The organism is Arthrobacter sp. MDT2-16 (assembly GCF_054510925.1).
The window spans coordinates 1-16,398 of the sequence record NZ_JBTNDP010000011.1 but is presented as its reverse complement, the minus strand read 5'-3'; the positions used below and the strand labels follow the sequence as shown (position 1 = coordinate 16,398).

The window sequence follows — 16,398 nt, the reverse complement described above, 5'->3', positions numbered from 1 at the left end:
TTCCGCAAAAGCGTCCCGCAAAGGTAGCGATTCGATAACGAAAGTTTTTGCAAGGCACCTTCGTATTGCAATTCCGCGGGCACGGGACGCCTGGTTGCCCTACGCTGTGCGGGAACATCCGGGGCCGCGAACCGTTGGGATTGGTAGGGTTGGAAGACACTCGGCCCCCTAATGGAGGACTAACTCAAAATGGCACTTGGCGGTAATCCGGTATTCAACGGGAAGAACTTCCGTTCCGCTACCCGAGGCAACGAAACGGCCGGTTTCGGCACCATGACCTACGGCGGTACGGCGGTCGCGAACCAGCAGCAGCTGGAGCACATGTACAACCAGCCGTCGGCGGGTCCGGCCCAGACCGGACGCATGACCTTCGACGACGTCATCGTCAAGACGCTGCTCTGCCTGGGTCTCGTCCTCGTGGGTGCGGCTGTCCCCGCGTTCGTCCTGCCGGGTCTCGCCCTTCCGCTCATGGTGGTCGGGGCGCTCGGCGGCTTCGTGCTCGGCCTGGTGAACGCGTTCAAGCGTGAGCCCTCGCCCGCGCTGATCCTCGCCTACGCCGGGCTCGAGGGCCTGTTCGTCGGTGGACTCACCATGTTCCTGGAGGCCCTGTACCCGGGCATCGCCATGCAGGCCGTGCTCGGCACGCTCGTCGTCTTCGGCGTGACGCTCGCGCTCTTCAAGAGCGGCAAGGTCCGCGCGACCCCCAAGGCCATGAAGTTCTTCATGATCGCGCTGATCAGCTATGCCGTCTTCTCGCTGCTGAATCTCGGCCTGATGGTGTTCGGTGTGACGAGTGACCCCTGGGGCCTGCGCGGTGCGACCATCCCGGGCACGGACATCCCCCTCGGCGTCGTGATCGGGCTCCTGGCCATCGGCCTGGCCGCCTTCTCCCTCATCGTCGACTTCACCTCGATCAGTGAAGGCGTCCGGCAGGGCGCCCCGCAGAAGTACTCGTGGACGGCTGCGTTCGGCCTCACGGTGACGCTCATCTGGCTGTACGTCGAGATCCTCCGCCTCCTCGCGATCCTGCGCGGCGACGACTAGCAGCACCCCGGGGCATCGAGCGCCCCACCTGAACAGGAAGAGACCCGCAACCCTCCGGTTGCGGGTCTCTTCTTCATCATGCGGGCGTCCTGTTTCCCCGACGCCCGCGGACGAGCCGGTCAGGCGACGCGCGCGGCTCCGGCGCCCGGCAGGACGCTGAAGATGACCGGAGCGCGGAAGCCCGCGGCGGAGAACGCCTCCTCCACGGCGGCGCGGATGGCCGGGACGTCGTCCACACGGGCCAGGGCGATCGCGGCCCCGCCGAAGCCGCCGCCGGTCATGCGGGCGCCGATTGCGCCGGCCTCGAGAGACGCGTCCACCGCGGTGTCGAGCTCGGCGCAGGAGATCTCGAAGTCGTCCCGCATCGAGGCGTGGCTCGCCACGAGCAGTGGACCGAGGTCCGCCGGACCCTTGCTGGTCAGGATCTCCACGGCGTCCTCGACGCGCGCGTTCTCGGTCACGATGTGGCGCACGCGCCGGAAGGTCTCCTCGTCGAGGATGCCGGCCGCCTCTGCGAGGTCCTTGACCGAGAGGTCCCTGAGCGCCGGCACGCCCATGAGCTCTGCGCCCAGCTCGCACGAGCGCCGCCGCGCAGCGTAGCCGCCGGTGGAGTGCGAGTGGCTGACCCGGGTGTCGATGACCATGAGTTCGAGCCCGGCGCCCTCCAGGTCGAGGGGGACCAGTCGCGAGTCGCCGGAGCGGCAGTCGAGGAACACGGCGTGGCCCACCTCGCCGAGGAGCGACGCCGACTGGTCCATGATGCCGGTGGGGGCGCCGACCATGCGGTTCTCGGCGAGCTGCCCGATCACGGCGAGCTCCCTGCGGGAGACGTCGGCCCGGGCGAGCTCGTTCGCCGCGACCGCGACGGAGCACTCGAGGGCCGCCGAGGAGGACAGGCCCGCGCCGACCGGCACCGAGGAATCGACGAGGAGGTCCATGCCGGGGCAGCGGTGGCCCGACTGCTCCATGGCCCACAGGACACCGAGCGGATACGCGGCCCAGCCCTCCACGCCGCCCTCCTCCAGGGTGTCGAGGTCGGCGGTCACGGGCGCCTCGTCCGGTGCGAAGGTGGACGCCACCCGGACCAGCCGGTCCGGACGGGCGGCCGCAGCCACCGTCGTCGAGTGCTTGATCGCGAACGGCAGCACGAAGCCGTCGTTGTAGTCGGTGTGCTCGCCGATCACGTTGACGCGTCCCGGCGCGGACCAGAGACCGTCGGGCTCGGTGCCGAAGCGCTCGGTGAAAGCGGCCGCGAGGTCGAGGGGGGTGGAGTTCATGCCTGGTCCTTCCGGGCTGATGCGGGAGTGGCGCTACGGAGTGCTTCCGCGACCTTCTCCGGGGTGGTGTCGTTGATGAAAGCGCCCATGGCGGCCTCCGAGCCCGCCAGGAACTTCAGCTTGTCGGCGGCGCGGCGGGGCGAGGTCAGCTGGAGGTGCAGGTAGCCGGCCGGCCGCAGGACGTCGTCCACCGGTGCCTGCTGCCAGGCCGCGATGTACGGGGTGGGCGTGGGATAGAGGGCGTCCAGCCTGCCGAGGAGCTCGAGGTAGACGGTGGTGAGCTCGTCGCGCTCCTCGCCCGTGAGGCCCGTGATGTCGGCGACCTGCCGGTGGGGGACCAGGTGCACCTCGAGCGGCCAGCGTGCTGCGAAGGGCACGAAGGCGCTGAAGTGCTTCCCCTCGATCACCATGCGCTCGCCGGACGACCGTTCGGCGGCCAGGGCGGAACCCATGAGCGTCTGCGTCCGGCCGGAGGCCTCGTAGAATTCGGAGGCGCGGGCCGCGAGTATCGCGGCACGCGGCGGGATGAAGGGGTAGGCGTAGATCTGCCCGTGCGGGTGGAGCAGCGTCACGCCGATGTCCGCCCCGCGGTTCTCGAAGCAGAACACCTGCTTGATCCCGGGCATGGCGGACAGGGCCTCGGTGCGCTGGGCCCAGGCGTCGATGACGGTCCGGGCACGCTCGGGGTTGAGGGACCCGAAGGAGCCCTCGTGCGCCGAGTCGAAGGCCACCACCTCGCACCGTCCGTACGCCGTCGCCGTCGTGCCCCACTCCGGTGCTGCCGGGAGGGTGCCGAGGTCGGGGCCGAAGGAGGAGAAGCGGTTCTCGAACACGACGACCTCGTAGTCGGAGGCCGGGATCTCGGAGAGGTTCGCCGCTGTGGTGGGGCACAGGGGGCACTGGTCGGCCGGCGGGAGGTGCGTGCGCGACTGGCGGTGGGCCGCGACGGCGATCCACTCGCCCGTCAGGGCGTCGTAGCGGGCGGTCCCCGCGGGTCCGCGTGGCGGCAGGCCACGCGCGTCCGAGGTGGCGGCTGCGTCCCGGTGCTGCGCGGCGCTCTCCTCGCGGGCGTCGAAGTAGATCAGCTCGCGTCCGTCGGACAGGCGGGTGGGCGTGATGAGGGTCATGGGCGTTCTTCCAGGTGGGGGTCGGGCACGGGGTCGGAGAGGATCCGGGTGAGGGCGGCGTAGCGGTCGTCGGGCTGCCGGTCGGTGACGAGGGCGGCGGCGGCGTCCAGGGCCGAGACGCGGGCGAGGCTGACGACACCGATCTTCGTGGCATCGGCGAGGACGACGAGCTGCCCGCAGGTGCGGGCGAACGCCTGGTTCGTGTCGGCCTCGGCGAGGTTGGGCGTGGTGATGCCGGCCTCGGCGTCGACGCCGTGCGCGCCCATGAAGCAGAGGTCGGCGCGGAGGGAGGCGATGGCGCCGGTGGCGAGCGGACCCACGAGCGCCTTGGACGGCGTGAGCTGGCCGCCGGAGAGCAGGACCTGCGGTGCGGTGTCACCGGGGGAGGCGCCGCGCAGCCGGTGCAGCTCGTCCGCCAGCGGCAGCGAGTTGGTGATCACGGTCAGCCCCGGGATGCGGGGGAGGAGGGGTGCCAGGGCGAAGGTGGTGGTGCCGCCCGTGATGGAGACCGTCATGCCGGGCGTCAGGAGGGAGGCGGCGGCCGCCGCGATCCTTCGCTTGGCCTCCCCGCCGCGCGTCCGGTTGGCCTCGAAGCCCGCCTCCACGGAACTGAGGCTGCCCGGACGGACAGCGCCGCCGTGGACCCGCACGAGCGCCCCACGGGCCTCGAGCGTGTCGATGTCACGGCGGACGGTCATCTCGGAGACACCCAGCGCGACGGCGAGGCCCCTCACCCTGACGGCGGGCAGACGCGTCAGGTGGTCGAGGATCGCCGCATGGCGCTCCGCTGCGAGCATGATCCTCCTCGTGGGGCCGTGGTGTTCACTCGAACGTCTCCGAACCAAATCGAACAAAAGCTATCATACGGTGGCCGGCCATCGCCGGTTACGGCAACGTGCGGCCCCGCCGGCGGTAGCATCGCTGCATGACTTCGGCGACCCCACTGGCCAGCGGCACGAACTACACCCTCAAGGCCGGACCCGCGACCGTCGTCGTGGCGACGCTCGCGGCCGCGCTTCGCTCCTACGAGTACGACGGCGTGGCCCTCACCGAGACGTGGGGTGACGGGGCCATCCCCGCGGGCGGCGGCGGCATCCTCCTCGCGCCCTGGCCCAACCGCGTGGCGGGCGGCCGGTGGTCGCTGCACGGGCAGGAGCAGCGGCTGGACATCACCGAGCCCTCGAAGGGCAACGCGATCCACGGGCTCCTGCGGAACACCGGCTACCGGGCCGTCGACGTCGGGACGTCCAGCGTGGTCCTCGAGGCCGAGGTCTTCCCGCAGCACGGGTACCCGTTCCACCTGCTCCACCGGGCGAGCTACGAGCTCACGGAGGAGCAGCTGACCGTCACCCAGGAGCTGACCAATCTCTCGACGACGGCCGCACCCTTCGCCCTCGGTGCCCATCCGTACCTGAAGATCTCCGACGTCCCCACCGAGGACCTCACCCTGACGCTGCAGGCGGAGGAGATGTTCGAGGCGGACGACCGGTCGATCCCCACGGGCAAGGCGCCCGTGGCCGGTCAGTACGACCTCCGCGACGGCCGGCGGATCGGGGACATCGAGTTCGATGCCGCCTTCACGGGCCTGTCGATGGTGGACGGACGCTACGAGCACGTGCTCTCGGCTCCGGACGGCCGGAGCGTGACCCTCTGGGCCGACGCGCCCTTCGCCTACGCCCACGTGTTCATCAGCACCATCTACCCCGGCGTGAGCAAGGCCGTGGCCGTCGAGCCGATGACGGCACCCGCCGATGCGTTCAACTCCGAGGAGGGCCTCCGGTGGCTCGAGCCGGGGGCGTCCTTCGCCGCGGGATGGGGGATCCTGCCGGGTCTCCGATAGACCGCGGGGGCCTGCGCGGAGGGGTTCTGTGGAAGGATTGACCCATGCAGCGCTTCCCCGCAGCGAAACCCCAGCGCGCCCTCCAGCGTGCGGTGAGCCGTGGCGCCGCTGCCCTGCCCGACCCGCTGCCCCCGCAGCCGCCCGAGGTGCGGCAGCCCGAGCGCGCCGACGACCGGACCGATGTCCCGTTCGCGCTGCGCGTCGCCGCCTCGTGGTCCTGGCGGCTGGGGCTCGTGATCGTGGTCGGCGGCGCGCTGATCTACCTCCTGACCCGGATCTCCCTCCTCGTCATCCCGCTCATGATCGCCGGGCTGGTGGCCGCACTGCTGCTGCCCGTCAAGACCGCCCTCCGGCGTCGAAGGGTCCCCAACGGGCTCGCCGTCGCGATCACGCTCCTCGCGTTCTTCGGCCTCATCACGGCGGCACTCCTCCTCGTCGGGCGTCAGCTCGCCCTCGGGCTGGCGAGCCTGGGAGGTGAGGCCCAGACCGGCGTGCAGCAGATGCTGGCCTGGCTGTCACAGGGCCCGCTCCAGCTCTCGGCGTCGCAGATCGACCAGTACCTCCAGGACATCGGCAACGCGGTCCAGAGCAACAGTGCCTCCATCCTCAGCGGGGCGCTGTCCTTCGGCACGACGGCAGGACACGTGGCCGCGGGTACGCTCCTCACGGTGTTCGCGCTGATCTTCTTCCTGCTCGACGGCGGCCGCATCTGGCGCTTCCTGGTGGGGCTCGCCCCGAGCCGTGCGCGCGCGGCGGTCGACGGCGCCGGCCGGCGCGGCTGGATGTCCATGGCCAGCTACGTGCGCGTGCAGATGCTCGTCGCGGCCGTGGACGCCGTCGGCATCGGTGTGGGCGCGGCCGTCATCGGCGTCCCGCTGGCCCTGCCCCTCGGCGTGCTCGTGTTCCTCGGCTCCTTCATCCCCATCGTCGGTGCCCTCGCCACCGGTTCCGTGGCGGTCCTGCTGGCCCTCGTGGCCAACGGCTGGGTCAATGCGCTCGTGATGCTCGCCATCGTGTTCCTGGTCCAGCAGCTCGAGGGGCACGTCCTCCAGCCGCTCGTCATGGGGCCCGCCGTCGCGCTCCACCCGCTCGCCGTCGTCCTGGCCGTCGCGGGCGGCACGCTCCTGGCCGGGATCCCGGGCGCCCTGTTCTCCGTGCCGATCCTCGCGGTGCTCAACACGTCCGTCCGTTACATCGCGCACCGGGCCTGGGAATACGATCCCGTGGTGGCGAGGGCCGGCTGGCCACGCGCCGGAGGGTCCGTCATTAGCGGGCCGGTGGCAGCGGAGAGAGGATCTTCGCCGTCGCCGGCCAGCACCCCGGGACCCTCCGCCGCCGAGCCGGCGCCAGCACTCCAGAGAGAGACCTCCCAGTGACCGAGCAGACCGTGACGAACTCCACCGCAACCCCCCGGACCAGCCGGATCCCCGGCGTGACGACCGGCGCGATCCCCGGCGCCGTCAGCGTGCTGGAGATCCCCGCCGGCACCGACCTCCCGGTGACCCTGGCCGATGTCGAGGCCGCGCACAGGACCCTCGAGGGCGTCATCGCCCGCACGCCGATCGAGCAGTCGAGAGCCCTCGGCCGCCTCACCGGCTCGCCCGTGTCCTTCAAGTGCGAGAACCTGCAGCGCGCCGGGTCCTTCAAGGTCCGCGGCGCGTACAACCGCATGGCGAAGCTCAGCGAGGCCGAACGTGCGCGCGGCGTCGTCGCGGCGTCGGCCGGCAACCACGCCCAGGGCGTCGCCGTGGCCGCGGCCCGCCTCGGCATCTCCGCCCGCATCTACATGCCCCTCGGGGTCGCCCTGCCGAAACTCGCCGCGACGCGCGGCCACGGTGCCGAGGTGGTGCTGCACGGCCACAACGTGGACGAGGCGCTCGCCGAGGCCCGCAGGTACGCCGACGAGACCGGCGCCGTCTTCGTCCACCCGTTCGACAACGTGGACGTGGTGGCGGGCCAGGGCACGGTGGGCCTCGAGATCCTCGAGCAGGTGCCCGACGTCGACACCATCCTCATGGGCGTGGGCGGCGGGGGACTCCTCGCCGGGGTGGCCGTCGCGGTCAAGGAACGGGCCAGGGAACTCGGCCGGACCATCAGGATCATCGGGGTGCAGGCCGAGAACGCCGCGGCCTACCCGCCGTCCCTGGCCGCCGACGCCCTCGTGCCCCTGACGAAGGTCTCGACCATCGCGGACGGCATCGCCGTCGGGAGGCCCGGCCAACTGCCGTTCTCGATCATCAGGGAACTCGTGGACGACGTCGTGACGGTCAGCGAGGACTCCCTCGCGCGGGCGCTCATCTTCCTGCTGGAGCGGTCCAAGATGGTGGTGGAACCGGCCGGCGCCGTGGGCGTGGCGGCCCTGCTCGACGGCAAGCTCACCGAGAACGGGGCCCAGCCCGGCAACACCGTCGTGGTGCTCTCGGGCGGGAACATCGACCCGATGCTCATGCTGAAGGTCATCCAGCGCGGCCTCGCCGCGGCGGGCCGCTACCTGGTGGTGCGGATGCTGCTGGACGACCGCCCCGGCTCCCTCGCCACCATCTCCCGGATCATCGCGGAGTCGGACGCGAACGTGACAGGCCTGGACCACACGCGGGTGGGCGGATCCATCAGCATGGGCGACGTCGCGATCACCATCAACATGGAGACCAAGGGGGAGGAGCACTGCGAGCAGGTGCTCAGCAACCTGCGCGCCGAGGGCTTCCAGCCGGTCGTCATCCGGGGGTGAGGACCGTCATGCAGCCGCTCGCACGCCGGGCGCAGGCCGGGCTCGTCACCGTCGTCGTGCTCGTCGGCGCGATGTGGGTCGTGTTCGGGCTGAACCTCGTCCTCGGGAATCTCCTGGTTCGCACCCTGGGCATCGCGCCCCGCCGGATCGACGGGCTCGACGGCGTGCTGTTCGCCCCGCTCCTGCACGGGGGCCTCGGGCACCTGGCGGGGAACACCCTGCCGCTGCTGGTCCTGGGGTTCCTGGCGTTCCTGGAGGGCGCGCGGCGTTTCGCGGCGGCCGTCGGCATCAGCTGGCTCGCCTCCGGCCTCGGGACGTGGCTCTTCGGCGGAGGACTGACGATCGGCGCCTCGGGCGTGGTGTTCGGCCTGTTCACCTACCTGATCACGCGTGGGTTCTACAACCGCGACTGGCGGCAGATCCTCCTTGCGGGGGTCCTGTTCGCCGTCTACGGGTCCATCCTGTGGGGCATCCTGCCGGCGTTCGGGTCCAACGTGTCCTGGCAGGCGCACCTGTTCGGGGCACTCGGCGGAGTCCTGGCGGCCTTCCTGCTCAAGCGGAAGCGGCCCGCCCCCGAGGGGACGGACCGCTTCTGACAGGGCCGCGCGGTCAGCCTGCGTACGGCGTGGCCGAGATGATCTCCACCGTGATCTGCCGGCCGTTGGGCGCTGCGTACGTGACGGTGTCGCCGGCCTTCTTGCCCTGGATCGCCGCACCGAGCGGTGACTTCTCGCTGTAGACGTCGATGTCCGTGTCGCCGGCGACCTCGCGGCTCCCGAGCAGGAAGTTCTCCACGTCGCCCGCGATCTTCGCGGACACCATCATGCCGGGCTCGACGACCCCGTTGTCCGCCGGGGCCTCACCCACGTGCGCGTTGTTGAGCAGATGCGTGAGCTGCCGGATCCGGGCCTCGGCCTTGCCCTGCTCCTCCTTGGCAGCGTGGTACCCGCCGTTCTCCTTGAGGTCGCCCTCGGAGCGTGCCTGCTCGATGCGGGCGACGATCTCCGTGCGGCCGGGACCGGACAGGTACTCGAGCTCGGTCTTGAGTCGGTTGTAGGCCTCCTGCGTGAGCCAGGCGACCGGTGCGCTGTTCGTGGACACGGATTACTCCTTCGATACGGCCGCCACCGTGGTGGAGGGGCTGATGGCGGGGCGGATGGTGGTGGAGACACCACCCGCGGCAAGCAAACACCCCGCCTCGTGGGACCGGAGGGCCGGTACCCGGTGAAGCGGGGCTAGGTATCGGTCCAGTCTAGAGGGGAGGGGGCCAGAACCCAAGAGAGCCGCGGGGGAGCGCTCAGTCCTCGGCGATCCAGCAGGCGTTGACACCGCCGGACACCGCCGGCGAATCGGTGCGGATGTCGGCGCGGTGCGCCGTCGTGCCGCCGCCGTTCGCTCCGTCCTCGGCACCGTTCGGCCCGATGGTCACCACTTTCCAGCCGACGACGGCGTAGTTCTCGCTGAGGACCTGCACAGCGCACTGCGCCGTGGCCGAGCGGTCCTTCGTCACCTCGAAGTCCACGCTCGCGCGACCGTCCGCGATGAGGGAGAAACCCACGTCCTTCGACGAGACGTCGGGGCTGCCGGAGGTGAGGGCCATGGCGGCCACGGCGGCCACGGCTGCGAGGAGCACGGCGATGATCAGCGTCCGCGAGCGGCCCATCCTCTTCCGGCGCTTTGGGGCGCCGTAGCGATTGGCTAGGCTTGGGGGTGACGTCTGGGCGGAGCTCACCCTCCTATTTTACCGTCCGTCCCGGGCGGCCACCTCCGGCCGCCCTCCATCCCCCGCAGACCCAGGAGCACGTGTTGCCGAGCCAGGATCTTTCCCGTGTCACCCGTGAGGGCTTCCGCCTCCTCGCGGTCCATGCCCACCCCGACGACGAGTCGAGCAAGGGTGCGGCCACGATGGCGGGCTACGTCGCGGCCGGCGCCGAGGTCATGGTCGCGACGTGCACGGGAGGTGAGCGGGGCTCCATCCTCAACGCGGCGATGAACGACGACGCCCACGCCAAGCGGGACCTGGCGGGCCTCCGCCGCGTCGAGATGGCCCGCGCCGCGGCCGAGCTCGGCGTGCAGCAGCGGTGGCTCGGGTTCACCGACTCGGGCCTGCCGGAAGGGGATCCGCTCCCTGACCTGCCCGCCGGGTGCTTCGCTCTGCAGCCCCTCGAGCAGGCCGCGGCACCGCTGGTGAAGCTCGTGCGCGAGTTCCGCCCGCACGTGATCCTCAGCTACGACGAGAACGGCGGCTATCCGCACCCCGACCACATCATGGCGCACCGGATCGCCGTCGAGGCGTTCGAGGCCGCCGCCGACCCGCAGCGCTACCCCGGGACGGGCGAGGCCTGGAGCGTGTCGAAGCTCTACTACGACCGCGCCTTCAACCCGGAGCGGTTCCGCGCGCTGCACTTCGCCCTCGAGGAGGCCGGCCTGCAGTCGCCCTACGCCGAACGCATCGCGCAGTGGCTGGAGGCGGACGCCGAGGGCCACCAGCCCCCCGCTCCCGTCCATCCCACCACCACGCAGATCGACTGCGGCGACTTCTTCGGGCACCGCGAGCGTGCATTGCTGGCGCACCGGACGCAGGTGGATCCCGAGGGCTTCTTCTTCGCCGTCTCGGTGGAACTGCAGCAGCAGGTCTGGCCGTGGGAGGACTACTCCCTCATCACCTCGCGCGTGGACGCCCCGCTCCCCGAGGACGACTTCTTCACCGGCATCACGCCGGACTAGGTCCTCCCGACATTTCTATCCCGCGTAGAATTGAGCGTGGCGGTCATCCCACCCGCCGCGATCCCCGAAAGTGGTGCATGCGTGTTCCTTGACCTGGCCCTGGCTGCAACGACGACGCCGTCGGGGGACCCGACGCTGAAACCGGGCCTCGACCCGGCCTCGGTCACACCCGGGACCCTCGGTTTCCTGGCGACCCTGTTCGTCGTCGTGATCGTGGTCTTCCTCATCCGCGACATGGTCAAGCGCATCCGACGGGTCCGGTACGCCGCCGAGGTGGAGCAGGCCCGCGTCGAGCGGGCCGCGGCGGGCGGCGCCGCCCGGTCAGGGGCTGACGACGCCGACCTGCGCGGTCCGCAGGACGGCAGCGGCCCGGGTGGCACGGACGGCGTCGGCCGGTCCCTGCCCGGCGGGAAGCACGGCCCGGACAACCGCTGAGCTCCGGCCGGCCGGACTGCTAGGCGCGGACCGGATCCAGGACCGCGAGCATGATCGCGATGAAGTGGGCCGCGAACGCGGCCACCGTGAAGGCGTGGAAGAGTTCGTGGAACCCGAACACGCGCAGGGAGAAGTTCGGCTTCTTGATCCCGTAGAACACGGCGCCGGCGATGTACAGGATTCCGCCCACGCAGATGAGCACCGCGGCGGGCAGGTCGGCGGCGAAGAAGTCGGGCATGTAGAACACGGAGCCGAGGCCGAGCGCCACGTAGATCGGCACGTACAGCCAGCGAGGCGCATCCACCCACAGGTTCCGGAACAGGACCCCGGCGACGGCCCCGCCCCAGATCACCCACAGCAGGGTCTCCGCCTTGTCCCGCTCCAGCAGGGCCCAGGCGAGCGGCGTGTAGGACCCTGCGATGACCAGCATGATGTTCGTGTGGTCGAGGCGCTTGAGGACCACCTTCACCTTCGGGCTCCAGTTGCCCCGGTGGTAGACCGCGCTCACGCCGAAGAGCAGCATCCCCGTGAAGGCGTAGATGGCGGAGGCGACCCGCAGCCCCGGCGTGGGTGCCAGCGCCACGAGGACGATGCCCGCGGCGACGGCCAGGGGCGTGGCGACGGCGTGGATCCACCCGCGCCAGAGCGGCTTGACCGCCAGTGCGTCGGCGAGGGGTCCGGCCATCGAGGACACGGCGTCCTGGAGCGCGCTGTCGCGGCGGCCCGCAGGTTCCGAGGGGCCCGGAACGGGATCCGGGAAGCGCGGGGTCATGCCGGAATTCTAGCCCACGGCGCCGTCGCACCAGGACGGCGGCGGCACGGCCGCTGACCGTTCCGGCGACGGATGGAGGCGGGTACACGGCAACTGCCGGTACGGTTGGAATACGGTAGGACGAGGTACCGGGGCGCAGGCGTCCCGGGTCGAGATCGCCTCCGGCCCCGGCCGGAGCTTCGAACCAGGGGGAGGGCAGCCGCGCGTGACGTCGAAGTTCTCCGGAGTGGGCTACAGCTTCTACGAACGCAGGCTGCAGCGGAACCTCGCGCCCGAGCGGATCCCGCACCACATCGGCGTCATGGTCGACGGCAACCGTCGGTGGGCGAAGCTCGCGGGCGCCCCCACGAGCCACGGGCACCAGGCCGGCGCGGACAAGATCCACGAGTTCCTGGGCTGGTGCGAGGAGCTCGGCGTCGACGTCGTGACGCTGTACATGCTCTCCACGGACAACATGGGACGGCCCCAGGAGGAGATCGACCAGCTCCTCGACATCATCGCCAACACCCTCGACCGGCTGGGGGAGAGCAACCGCGTGAGGGTGCAGCCGGTCGGCGCCCTCGACCTGCTGCCCGACGACCTGGCGGAGAAGCTCGTGGGCCTGGCGGCGTCCACGGAGAAGATCGACGGTCTCCACGTCAACGTGGCGGTGGGCTACGGTGGACGCCGCGAGATCGTCGACGCCGTCAAGGAGCTGATGCGGGACGCCGCGGGCCGGGGGTTGTCCCTCGAGACCCTCGCCGAGGAACTGACGGACCAGCACATCTCCTCCTTCCTCTACACCCGCGGACAGCAGGACCCGGATCTCGTGATCCGCACCTCGGGCGAGCAGCGGCTGTCGGGCTTCCTCATGTGGCAGAGCGCCTACAGTGAGTTCTATTTCTGCGAGGCCCTGTGGCCCGATTTCCGCCGGGTCGACTTCCTCCGCGCCCTGCGCGACTTCGGCCGCCGGCAGCGCCGCTTCGGCTCCTGAGTGTTCACCGGCCCTTCATGAACGACACGGGGAAGGGGACTGCGCAGGCCCGGCCGACGGCGTAGGGTCATCCCATCGGCGGACATCCGATCCGCCGACGGAAGGCCGCTGATGACGCCGATGGTGCCCTGCATCTCGTACGAGTCGGGGAGGCCGGCCGGCCTCCTGGCCGGATCGCCCACCCCCCTACGAATTCGGGGTGCTTCCACCCCGGAGCGGAGTTCATGTGGCTACACCCAACACCCCGCAGCAGGCCGCCGACCCGCGGCGCAGCTACGTCGTCGACACCTCGGTGCTCCTGTCCGATCCCCGCGCGATCCTGCGGTTCGCCGAACACGAAGTGATCCTGCCCGTGGTCGTCATCAGCGAACTCGAGGGCAAGCGCCACGACCCGGAACTCGGCTACTTCGCGCGGAAGGCCCTGAGGCTGCTCGATGACCTGAGGGTGGAGAACGACGGGCTGGACACCGATGTCCCGATCGGGGACGCGGGCGGGACGCTGCGGGTGGAGCTGAACCACGTCTCACCCGAGGTGCTGCCGATAGGCTTCCGCAACGGTGACAACGACTCCCGGATCCTCGCCGTGGCCAAGGGCCTCGCCGTCGAGGGGCGCGACGTCACGGTGGTCTCGAAGGACCTGCCCATGCGCGTGAAGGCCTCCGCGATGGGGCTCCGCGCCGACGAGTACCGCAACGAGTTCGTGAAAGACTCCGGCTGGACGGGGGTGGCGGAGCTCGACGCCACGATCGAGGAGGTCAACGCCCTCTACGACCACGAGGCGGTCCTCACGCCCGGCGCCGCCGAGCAGCCCGTCAACACAGGGGTCATCATGGTCTCCCCGCGCGGTTCCGCCCTGGGCCGCGTGGGCACCGACAAGCAGGTCCGCCTGGTGCGCGGGGACCGCGACGTCTTCGGCCTGCACGGCCGGTCCGCGGAACAGCGCCTGGCCATCGACCTGCTGCTGGATCCCGAGGTGGGGATCGTGTCCCTGGGCGGGCGCGCCGGGACGGGGAAGTCCGCCCTGGCCCTGTGCGCGGGGCTCGAGGCGGTCCTGGAACGCCGCGAGCACCGCAAGGTCGTGGTCTTCCGTCCCCTCTACGCGGTGGGCGGCCAGGAGCTGGGCTACCTGCCCGGGAGCGAGAACGACAAGATGAACCCATGGGCGCAGGCCGTGTTCGATACCCTCGGTGCGCTCGTCTCGGCCGAGGTGGTCGAGGAGGTCCTGGACCGTGGCATGCTCGAGGTCCTGCCGCTCACCCACATCCGGGGCCGCAGTCTGCACGACTCGTTCGTGATCGTCGACGAGGCGCAGTCCCTCGAGAAGAACGTGCTGCTCACCGTCATGAGCCGCATCGGCCAGAACTCGAAGATCGTCCTCACCCACGACGTCGCGCAGCGCGACAACCTCCGGGTGGGCCGGCACGACGGCATCGCGGCCGTCGTCGAGATCCTCAAGGGGCATCCGCTCTTCGGCCACGTCACGCTGACGCGGTCCGAACGCTCGCCGATCGCAGCCCTCGTGACGGAGCTGCTGGAGGAGGCGGAACTCTAGGACGTCCGGTACGCGGGCCGCGTGACAGCGGCCCGCGTCCTACCCGACGATCCAGGGCACGTGGCGGCTCACGTCGCTGAGCTCCGGGGGAGCCGCCCGGAAGTAGTCGTCCGTCAGGTACTCGTCGACGCCGAGGATGTGGAGATCGTGTCCCGCTCCACGCGCGGGTCCGTCCAGCGCCGTCGTCGACACGCAGACCGCGGTGCCGACATCGAGGAGCACCCGGCTGCGGCCCTCACCGACCAGCGGGCGGCCCGGAGCGGCGGGCTCGTAGGAGGCGTTGGGGCTGACGGTCGCCGCGAGGACGGGACGGCCCGCGAACGTCTCCTCCGCGACGTCCGCCACCTCCACGCGGTTCGCCCCCGGGTACACCATGGCCACCGGCGCGTTCCCGGCGAGCTCCACCGGGTCGAGCATCGAGGACCAGCGGGGATCGCCGAACACCGCCTCGCCGTACGCGGCCTCGGGCCGGCGGCGCACGAGTCCGGCGTCGTCGTAGACGGGCGTGACGAGCCGGGGGGCGAGGAGCCAGGACTTGCGGGTGGCGCTCACGTAGAGCGCGTCGCGGGAGGTCTCGTTGCCGGTCGTCGAGTGGAGCAGGGTGCCGTCCGCGGCTTCCACGCGCAGTGCCGCGGGCCTGCGCAGCCAGGCCGTGAGCGGGGGTGCGGTGTCGTCGCCCTGCTCCGTCGGGGTGCGCCAGGTGATCGTGAACCGCAGCGTCTCCCAGCGCCAGGGGGAGGAGCGGCAGAGCGAGCGGAACGTCTCCTCGGAACTGGAACTGTGCTGGGCCGACATTTCCACAGTGTAACCGCCGCCTCCGGGCCCGGGACGGGGCGTGGGCTAGCGTGGGGGCGTGACCGCCGTGCTCGCCGGCTACCTCGTGGAGGAGCCTGCCGCCTTCGCCCTGCTCGCGCTCGCTCTCCTGGGTTTCCTGGTGGTCGGAGGGCGGCTCGTCGTGATCGACTGGCGCACCCATCGCCTGCCGGACCGTCTCGTGCTCCCCTCCTATCCGGCGGCCGCCCTCCTGCTCGGGGCGGCGGGCGGGACCGCGGGCGAGTGGTACCGGGTCCTCGGGATGCTCGCGGGCGGCCTCGCGCTGTGGGCGGGTTTCGCGGTGCTGCACCTGCTGTCCCGCCGGGGGCTGGGTTTCGGCGACGTCAAGCTTGCCGGGCTCCTCGGCCTCTACCTGGGCTTCGCGGGCGGGGCCGAGGTGTGGTGGGGTCCCTTCTTCGCCGTCGTCCTCGGTGGTGCGTGGAGCCTCGCGCTCGTCGCCACCCGGCGGGCGACGCTCACCTCGTCCGTGGCGTTCGGCCCGTTCCTCATCGGCGGGGCTGCGCTGGCACTGGCTGTACTACCCTGAAAAGCATGCCCACCCCCGAGTTCGTCGTCGACCTGCGCCGCAAGATCGGCCATGACCCGCTGTGGCTGCCCGGTGTCGGCGGCGTGGTGTTCGACGACGACGGCCGGGTGCTGCTCGGCCGACGCGCCGACAACGGGCGCTGGGCCATCATCACCGGCATGGTCGAACCCGGCGAGCAGCCCGCCGTCGCGCTGCGGCGGGAGATCGAGGAGGAGACCGGCGTCGCGGTCGAGGTCGAGTACCTGCTGGCCACCGGCGTCGACGGTCCCATCACCTTCCCCAACGGGGACGTGTGCACCTTCCTCACCCTCGACTTCCGGTGCCGGTGGGTGAGCGGGACCGCGCGCGTGAACGACGACGAATCCCTCGACGTCCGCTGGTTCCCGCTGGACGACCTGCCGCCGCTGAACCCCCGGCATCTCGCGCTCGTGCAGGAGGCCGGGGCCTTCGACGGCGTGACGCGCTTCGTCCCCTGACGCCACCGGCCCGGGGGGGGGGGTGGTGGGGGGGGGGGGGGGGGGGGGGGGGGGGGGGGGGGGGGGGGGGGGGGGGGGGGAGGAGAG

Annotated in this window: 18 protein-coding genes; 11 read left to right on the top strand and 7 right to left on the bottom strand. The window is 71.2% G+C overall.

All coding sequences use genetic code 11. The annotated features are described in order from the left end of the window. Window positions 1–189 precede the first annotated feature (189 nt). Complete coding sequence (locus ACX80N_RS16015; protein WP_459340171.1) at window positions 190–1,044, top strand: Bax inhibitor-1/YccA family protein; 855 nt, start codon at window positions 190–192, stop codon at window positions 1,042–1,044. 119 nt (window positions 1,045–1,163) lie between these two features. Here the strand turns inward: ACX80N_RS16015 and galK are convergent, their stop codons facing one another. Genes galK through ACX80N_RS16000 form a run of 3 tightly spaced genes read right to left on the bottom strand, consistent with a single transcriptional unit; the run spans window position 1,164 to window position 4,245 of the window. Continuing rightward, window positions 1,164–2,321: a galactokinase gene (galK, locus tag ACX80N_RS16010; protein WP_459340170.1), complete on the bottom strand. Its 1,158-nt coding sequence runs from the start codon at window positions 2,319–2,321 to the stop codon at window positions 1,164–1,166. After that, entirely contained in the window at window positions 2,318–3,448 is a 1,131-nt protein-coding gene (gene galT, locus ACX80N_RS16005) for a galactose-1-phosphate uridylyltransferase (protein ID WP_459340169.1), read from the bottom strand. Before galT ends, galK begins: the two co-directional genes overlap by 4 nt. After that, window positions 3,445–4,245, bottom strand: coding sequence for a DeoR/GlpR family DNA-binding transcription regulator (locus ACX80N_RS16000; protein ID WP_459340168.1), 801 nt, complete (start codon window positions 4,243–4,245; stop codon window positions 3,445–3,447). The genes galT and ACX80N_RS16000 overlap by 4 nt, the downstream gene beginning before the upstream one ends. Before the next feature lie 128 nt (window positions 4,246–4,373). Between ACX80N_RS16000 and ACX80N_RS15995 the strand changes: the two genes are divergently transcribed. From ACX80N_RS15995 to ACX80N_RS15980, 4 genes are all read left to right on the top strand, one after another. Further along, on the top strand, window positions 4,374–5,288 hold the full coding sequence (locus tag ACX80N_RS15995) for an aldose 1-epimerase family protein (RefSeq protein WP_459340167.1): 915 nt from the start codon (window positions 4,374–4,376) through the stop codon (window positions 5,286–5,288). A gap of 44 nt (window positions 5,289–5,332) precedes the next feature. Next, window positions 5,333–6,664, top strand: a complete 1,332-nt coding sequence (locus tag ACX80N_RS15990; RefSeq protein ID WP_459340166.1) for an AI-2E family transporter — start codon at window positions 5,333–5,335, stop codon at window positions 6,662–6,664. 98 nt (window positions 6,665–6,762) lie between these two features. Then, a complete protein-coding gene (gene ilvA, locus ACX80N_RS15985; protein WP_459340212.1) occupies window positions 6,763–8,016 on the top strand; it encodes a threonine ammonia-lyase in 1,254 nt (417 codons plus the stop codon). A gap of 8 nt (window positions 8,017–8,024) precedes the next feature. Continuing rightward, window positions 8,025–8,612: a rhomboid family intramembrane serine protease gene (locus ACX80N_RS15980; protein ID WP_459340165.1), complete on the top strand. Its 588-nt coding sequence runs from the start codon at window positions 8,025–8,027 to the stop codon at window positions 8,610–8,612. Between the two features lie 13 nt (window positions 8,613–8,625). Here ACX80N_RS15980 and greA read toward each other — a convergent pair whose 3' ends face one another. After that, window positions 8,626–9,117, bottom strand: coding sequence for a transcription elongation factor GreA (gene greA / locus ACX80N_RS15975; RefSeq protein WP_105031362.1), 492 nt, complete (start codon window positions 9,115–9,117; stop codon window positions 8,626–8,628). 196 nt (window positions 9,118–9,313) lie between these two features. After that, window positions 9,314–9,679: a DUF4307 domain-containing protein gene (locus ACX80N_RS15970; RefSeq protein WP_105031363.1), complete on the bottom strand. Its 366-nt coding sequence runs from the start codon at window positions 9,677–9,679 to the stop codon at window positions 9,314–9,316. Window positions 9,680–9,822: 143 nt separating this feature from the next. Between ACX80N_RS15970 and mca the strand changes: the two genes are divergently transcribed. Together mca and ACX80N_RS15960 are read left to right on the top strand one after the other, a co-directional pair. After that, the gene (mca, locus tag ACX80N_RS15965) at window positions 9,823–10,743 is read left to right on the top strand and encodes a mycothiol conjugate amidase Mca (RefSeq protein WP_105031364.1); all 921 of its coding nucleotides are present in this window, start codon (window positions 9,823–9,825) and stop codon (window positions 10,741–10,743) included. A 36-nt stretch (window positions 10,744–10,779) separates the two neighbouring features. Continuing rightward, the gene (locus ACX80N_RS15960; protein WP_459340164.1) at window positions 10,780–11,178 is read left to right on the top strand and encodes a hypothetical protein; all 399 of its coding nucleotides are present in this window, start codon (window positions 10,780–10,782) and stop codon (window positions 11,176–11,178) included. 19 nt (window positions 11,179–11,197) lie between these two features. On the opposite strand, the gene trhA is transcribed toward ACX80N_RS15960, so the two are convergent. Beyond that, a complete protein-coding gene (gene trhA, locus ACX80N_RS15955) occupies window positions 11,198–11,863 on the bottom strand; it encodes a PAQR family membrane homeostasis protein TrhA (protein ID WP_105031635.1) in 666 nt (221 codons plus the stop codon). A gap of 292 nt (window positions 11,864–12,155) precedes the next feature. Here trhA and ACX80N_RS15950 point away from each other — a divergent pair, with 292 nt between their 5' ends. Then, a complete protein-coding gene (locus ACX80N_RS15950; RefSeq protein WP_205753578.1) occupies window positions 12,156–12,923 on the top strand; it encodes an isoprenyl transferase in 768 nt (255 codons plus the stop codon). A gap of 226 nt (window positions 12,924–13,149) precedes the next feature. Beyond that, window positions 13,150–14,475, top strand: coding sequence for a PhoH family protein (locus tag ACX80N_RS15945; protein WP_240615054.1), 1,326 nt, complete (start codon window positions 13,150–13,152; stop codon window positions 14,473–14,475). Window positions 14,476–14,514: 39 nt separating this feature from the next. Here ACX80N_RS15945 and ACX80N_RS15940 read toward each other — a convergent pair whose 3' ends face one another. Then, the gene (locus ACX80N_RS15940; protein ID WP_459340163.1) at window positions 14,515–15,270 is read right to left on the bottom strand and encodes a hypothetical protein; all 756 of its coding nucleotides are present in this window, start codon (window positions 15,268–15,270) and stop codon (window positions 14,515–14,517) included. A gap of 58 nt (window positions 15,271–15,328) precedes the next feature. Between ACX80N_RS15940 and ACX80N_RS15935 the strand changes: the two genes are divergently transcribed. Both ACX80N_RS15935 and ACX80N_RS15930 read left to right on the top strand, forming a co-directional pair. Continuing rightward, window positions 15,329–15,835, top strand: a complete 507-nt coding sequence (locus tag ACX80N_RS15935; RefSeq protein WP_459340162.1) for a prepilin peptidase — start codon at window positions 15,329–15,331, stop codon at window positions 15,833–15,835. A gap of 5 nt (window positions 15,836–15,840) precedes the next feature. After that, window positions 15,841–16,311 carry an NUDIX hydrolase gene (locus ACX80N_RS15930; RefSeq protein ID WP_459340161.1) on the top strand — a complete coding sequence of 157 codons (471 nt, stop codon included), beginning with the start codon at window positions 15,841–15,843 and terminating at the stop codon, window positions 16,309–16,311. Window positions 16,312–16,398: the final 87 nt, after the last annotated feature.

Bases quoted from the DNA above. Each gene is read 5' to 3' on its own strand.
- galK (WP_459340170.1), bottom strand. From the start codon at position 2,321: ATGAACTCCACCCCCCTCGACCTCGCGGCCGCTTTCACCGAGCGCTTC.
- galT (WP_459340169.1), bottom strand. From the start codon at position 3,448: ATGACCCTCATCACGCCCACCCGCCTGTCCGACGGACGCGAGCTGATC.
- ACX80N_RS15995 (WP_459340167.1), top strand. From the start codon at position 4,374: ATGACTTCGGCGACCCCACTGGCCAGCGGCACGAACTACACCCTCAAG.
- ACX80N_RS15940 (WP_459340163.1), bottom strand. From the start codon at position 15,270: ATGTCGGCCCAGCACAGTTCCAGTTCCGAGGAGACGTTCCGCTCGCTC.
- ACX80N_RS15990 (WP_459340166.1), top strand. From the start codon at position 5,333: ATGCAGCGCTTCCCCGCAGCGAAACCCCAGCGCGCCCTCCAGCGTGCG.
- ACX80N_RS16015 (WP_459340171.1), top strand. From the start codon at position 190: ATGGCACTTGGCGGTAATCCGGTATTCAACGGGAAGAACTTCCGTTCC.
- ACX80N_RS15980 (WP_459340165.1), top strand. From the start codon at position 8,025: ATGCAGCCGCTCGCACGCCGGGCGCAGGCCGGGCTCGTCACCGTCGTC.
- trhA (WP_105031635.1), bottom strand. From the start codon at position 11,863: ATGGCCGGACCCCTCGCCGACGCACTGGCGGTCAAGCCGCTCTGGCGC.
- ACX80N_RS16000 (WP_459340168.1), bottom strand. From the start codon at position 4,245: ATGCTCGCAGCGGAGCGCCATGCGGCGATCCTCGACCACCTGACGCGT.
- ACX80N_RS15930 (WP_459340161.1), top strand. From the start codon at position 15,841: ATGCCCACCCCCGAGTTCGTCGTCGACCTGCGCCGCAAGATCGGCCAT.
- ACX80N_RS15970 (WP_105031363.1), bottom strand. From the start codon at position 9,679: ATGGGCCGCTCGCGGACGCTGATCATCGCCGTGCTCCTCGCAGCCGTG.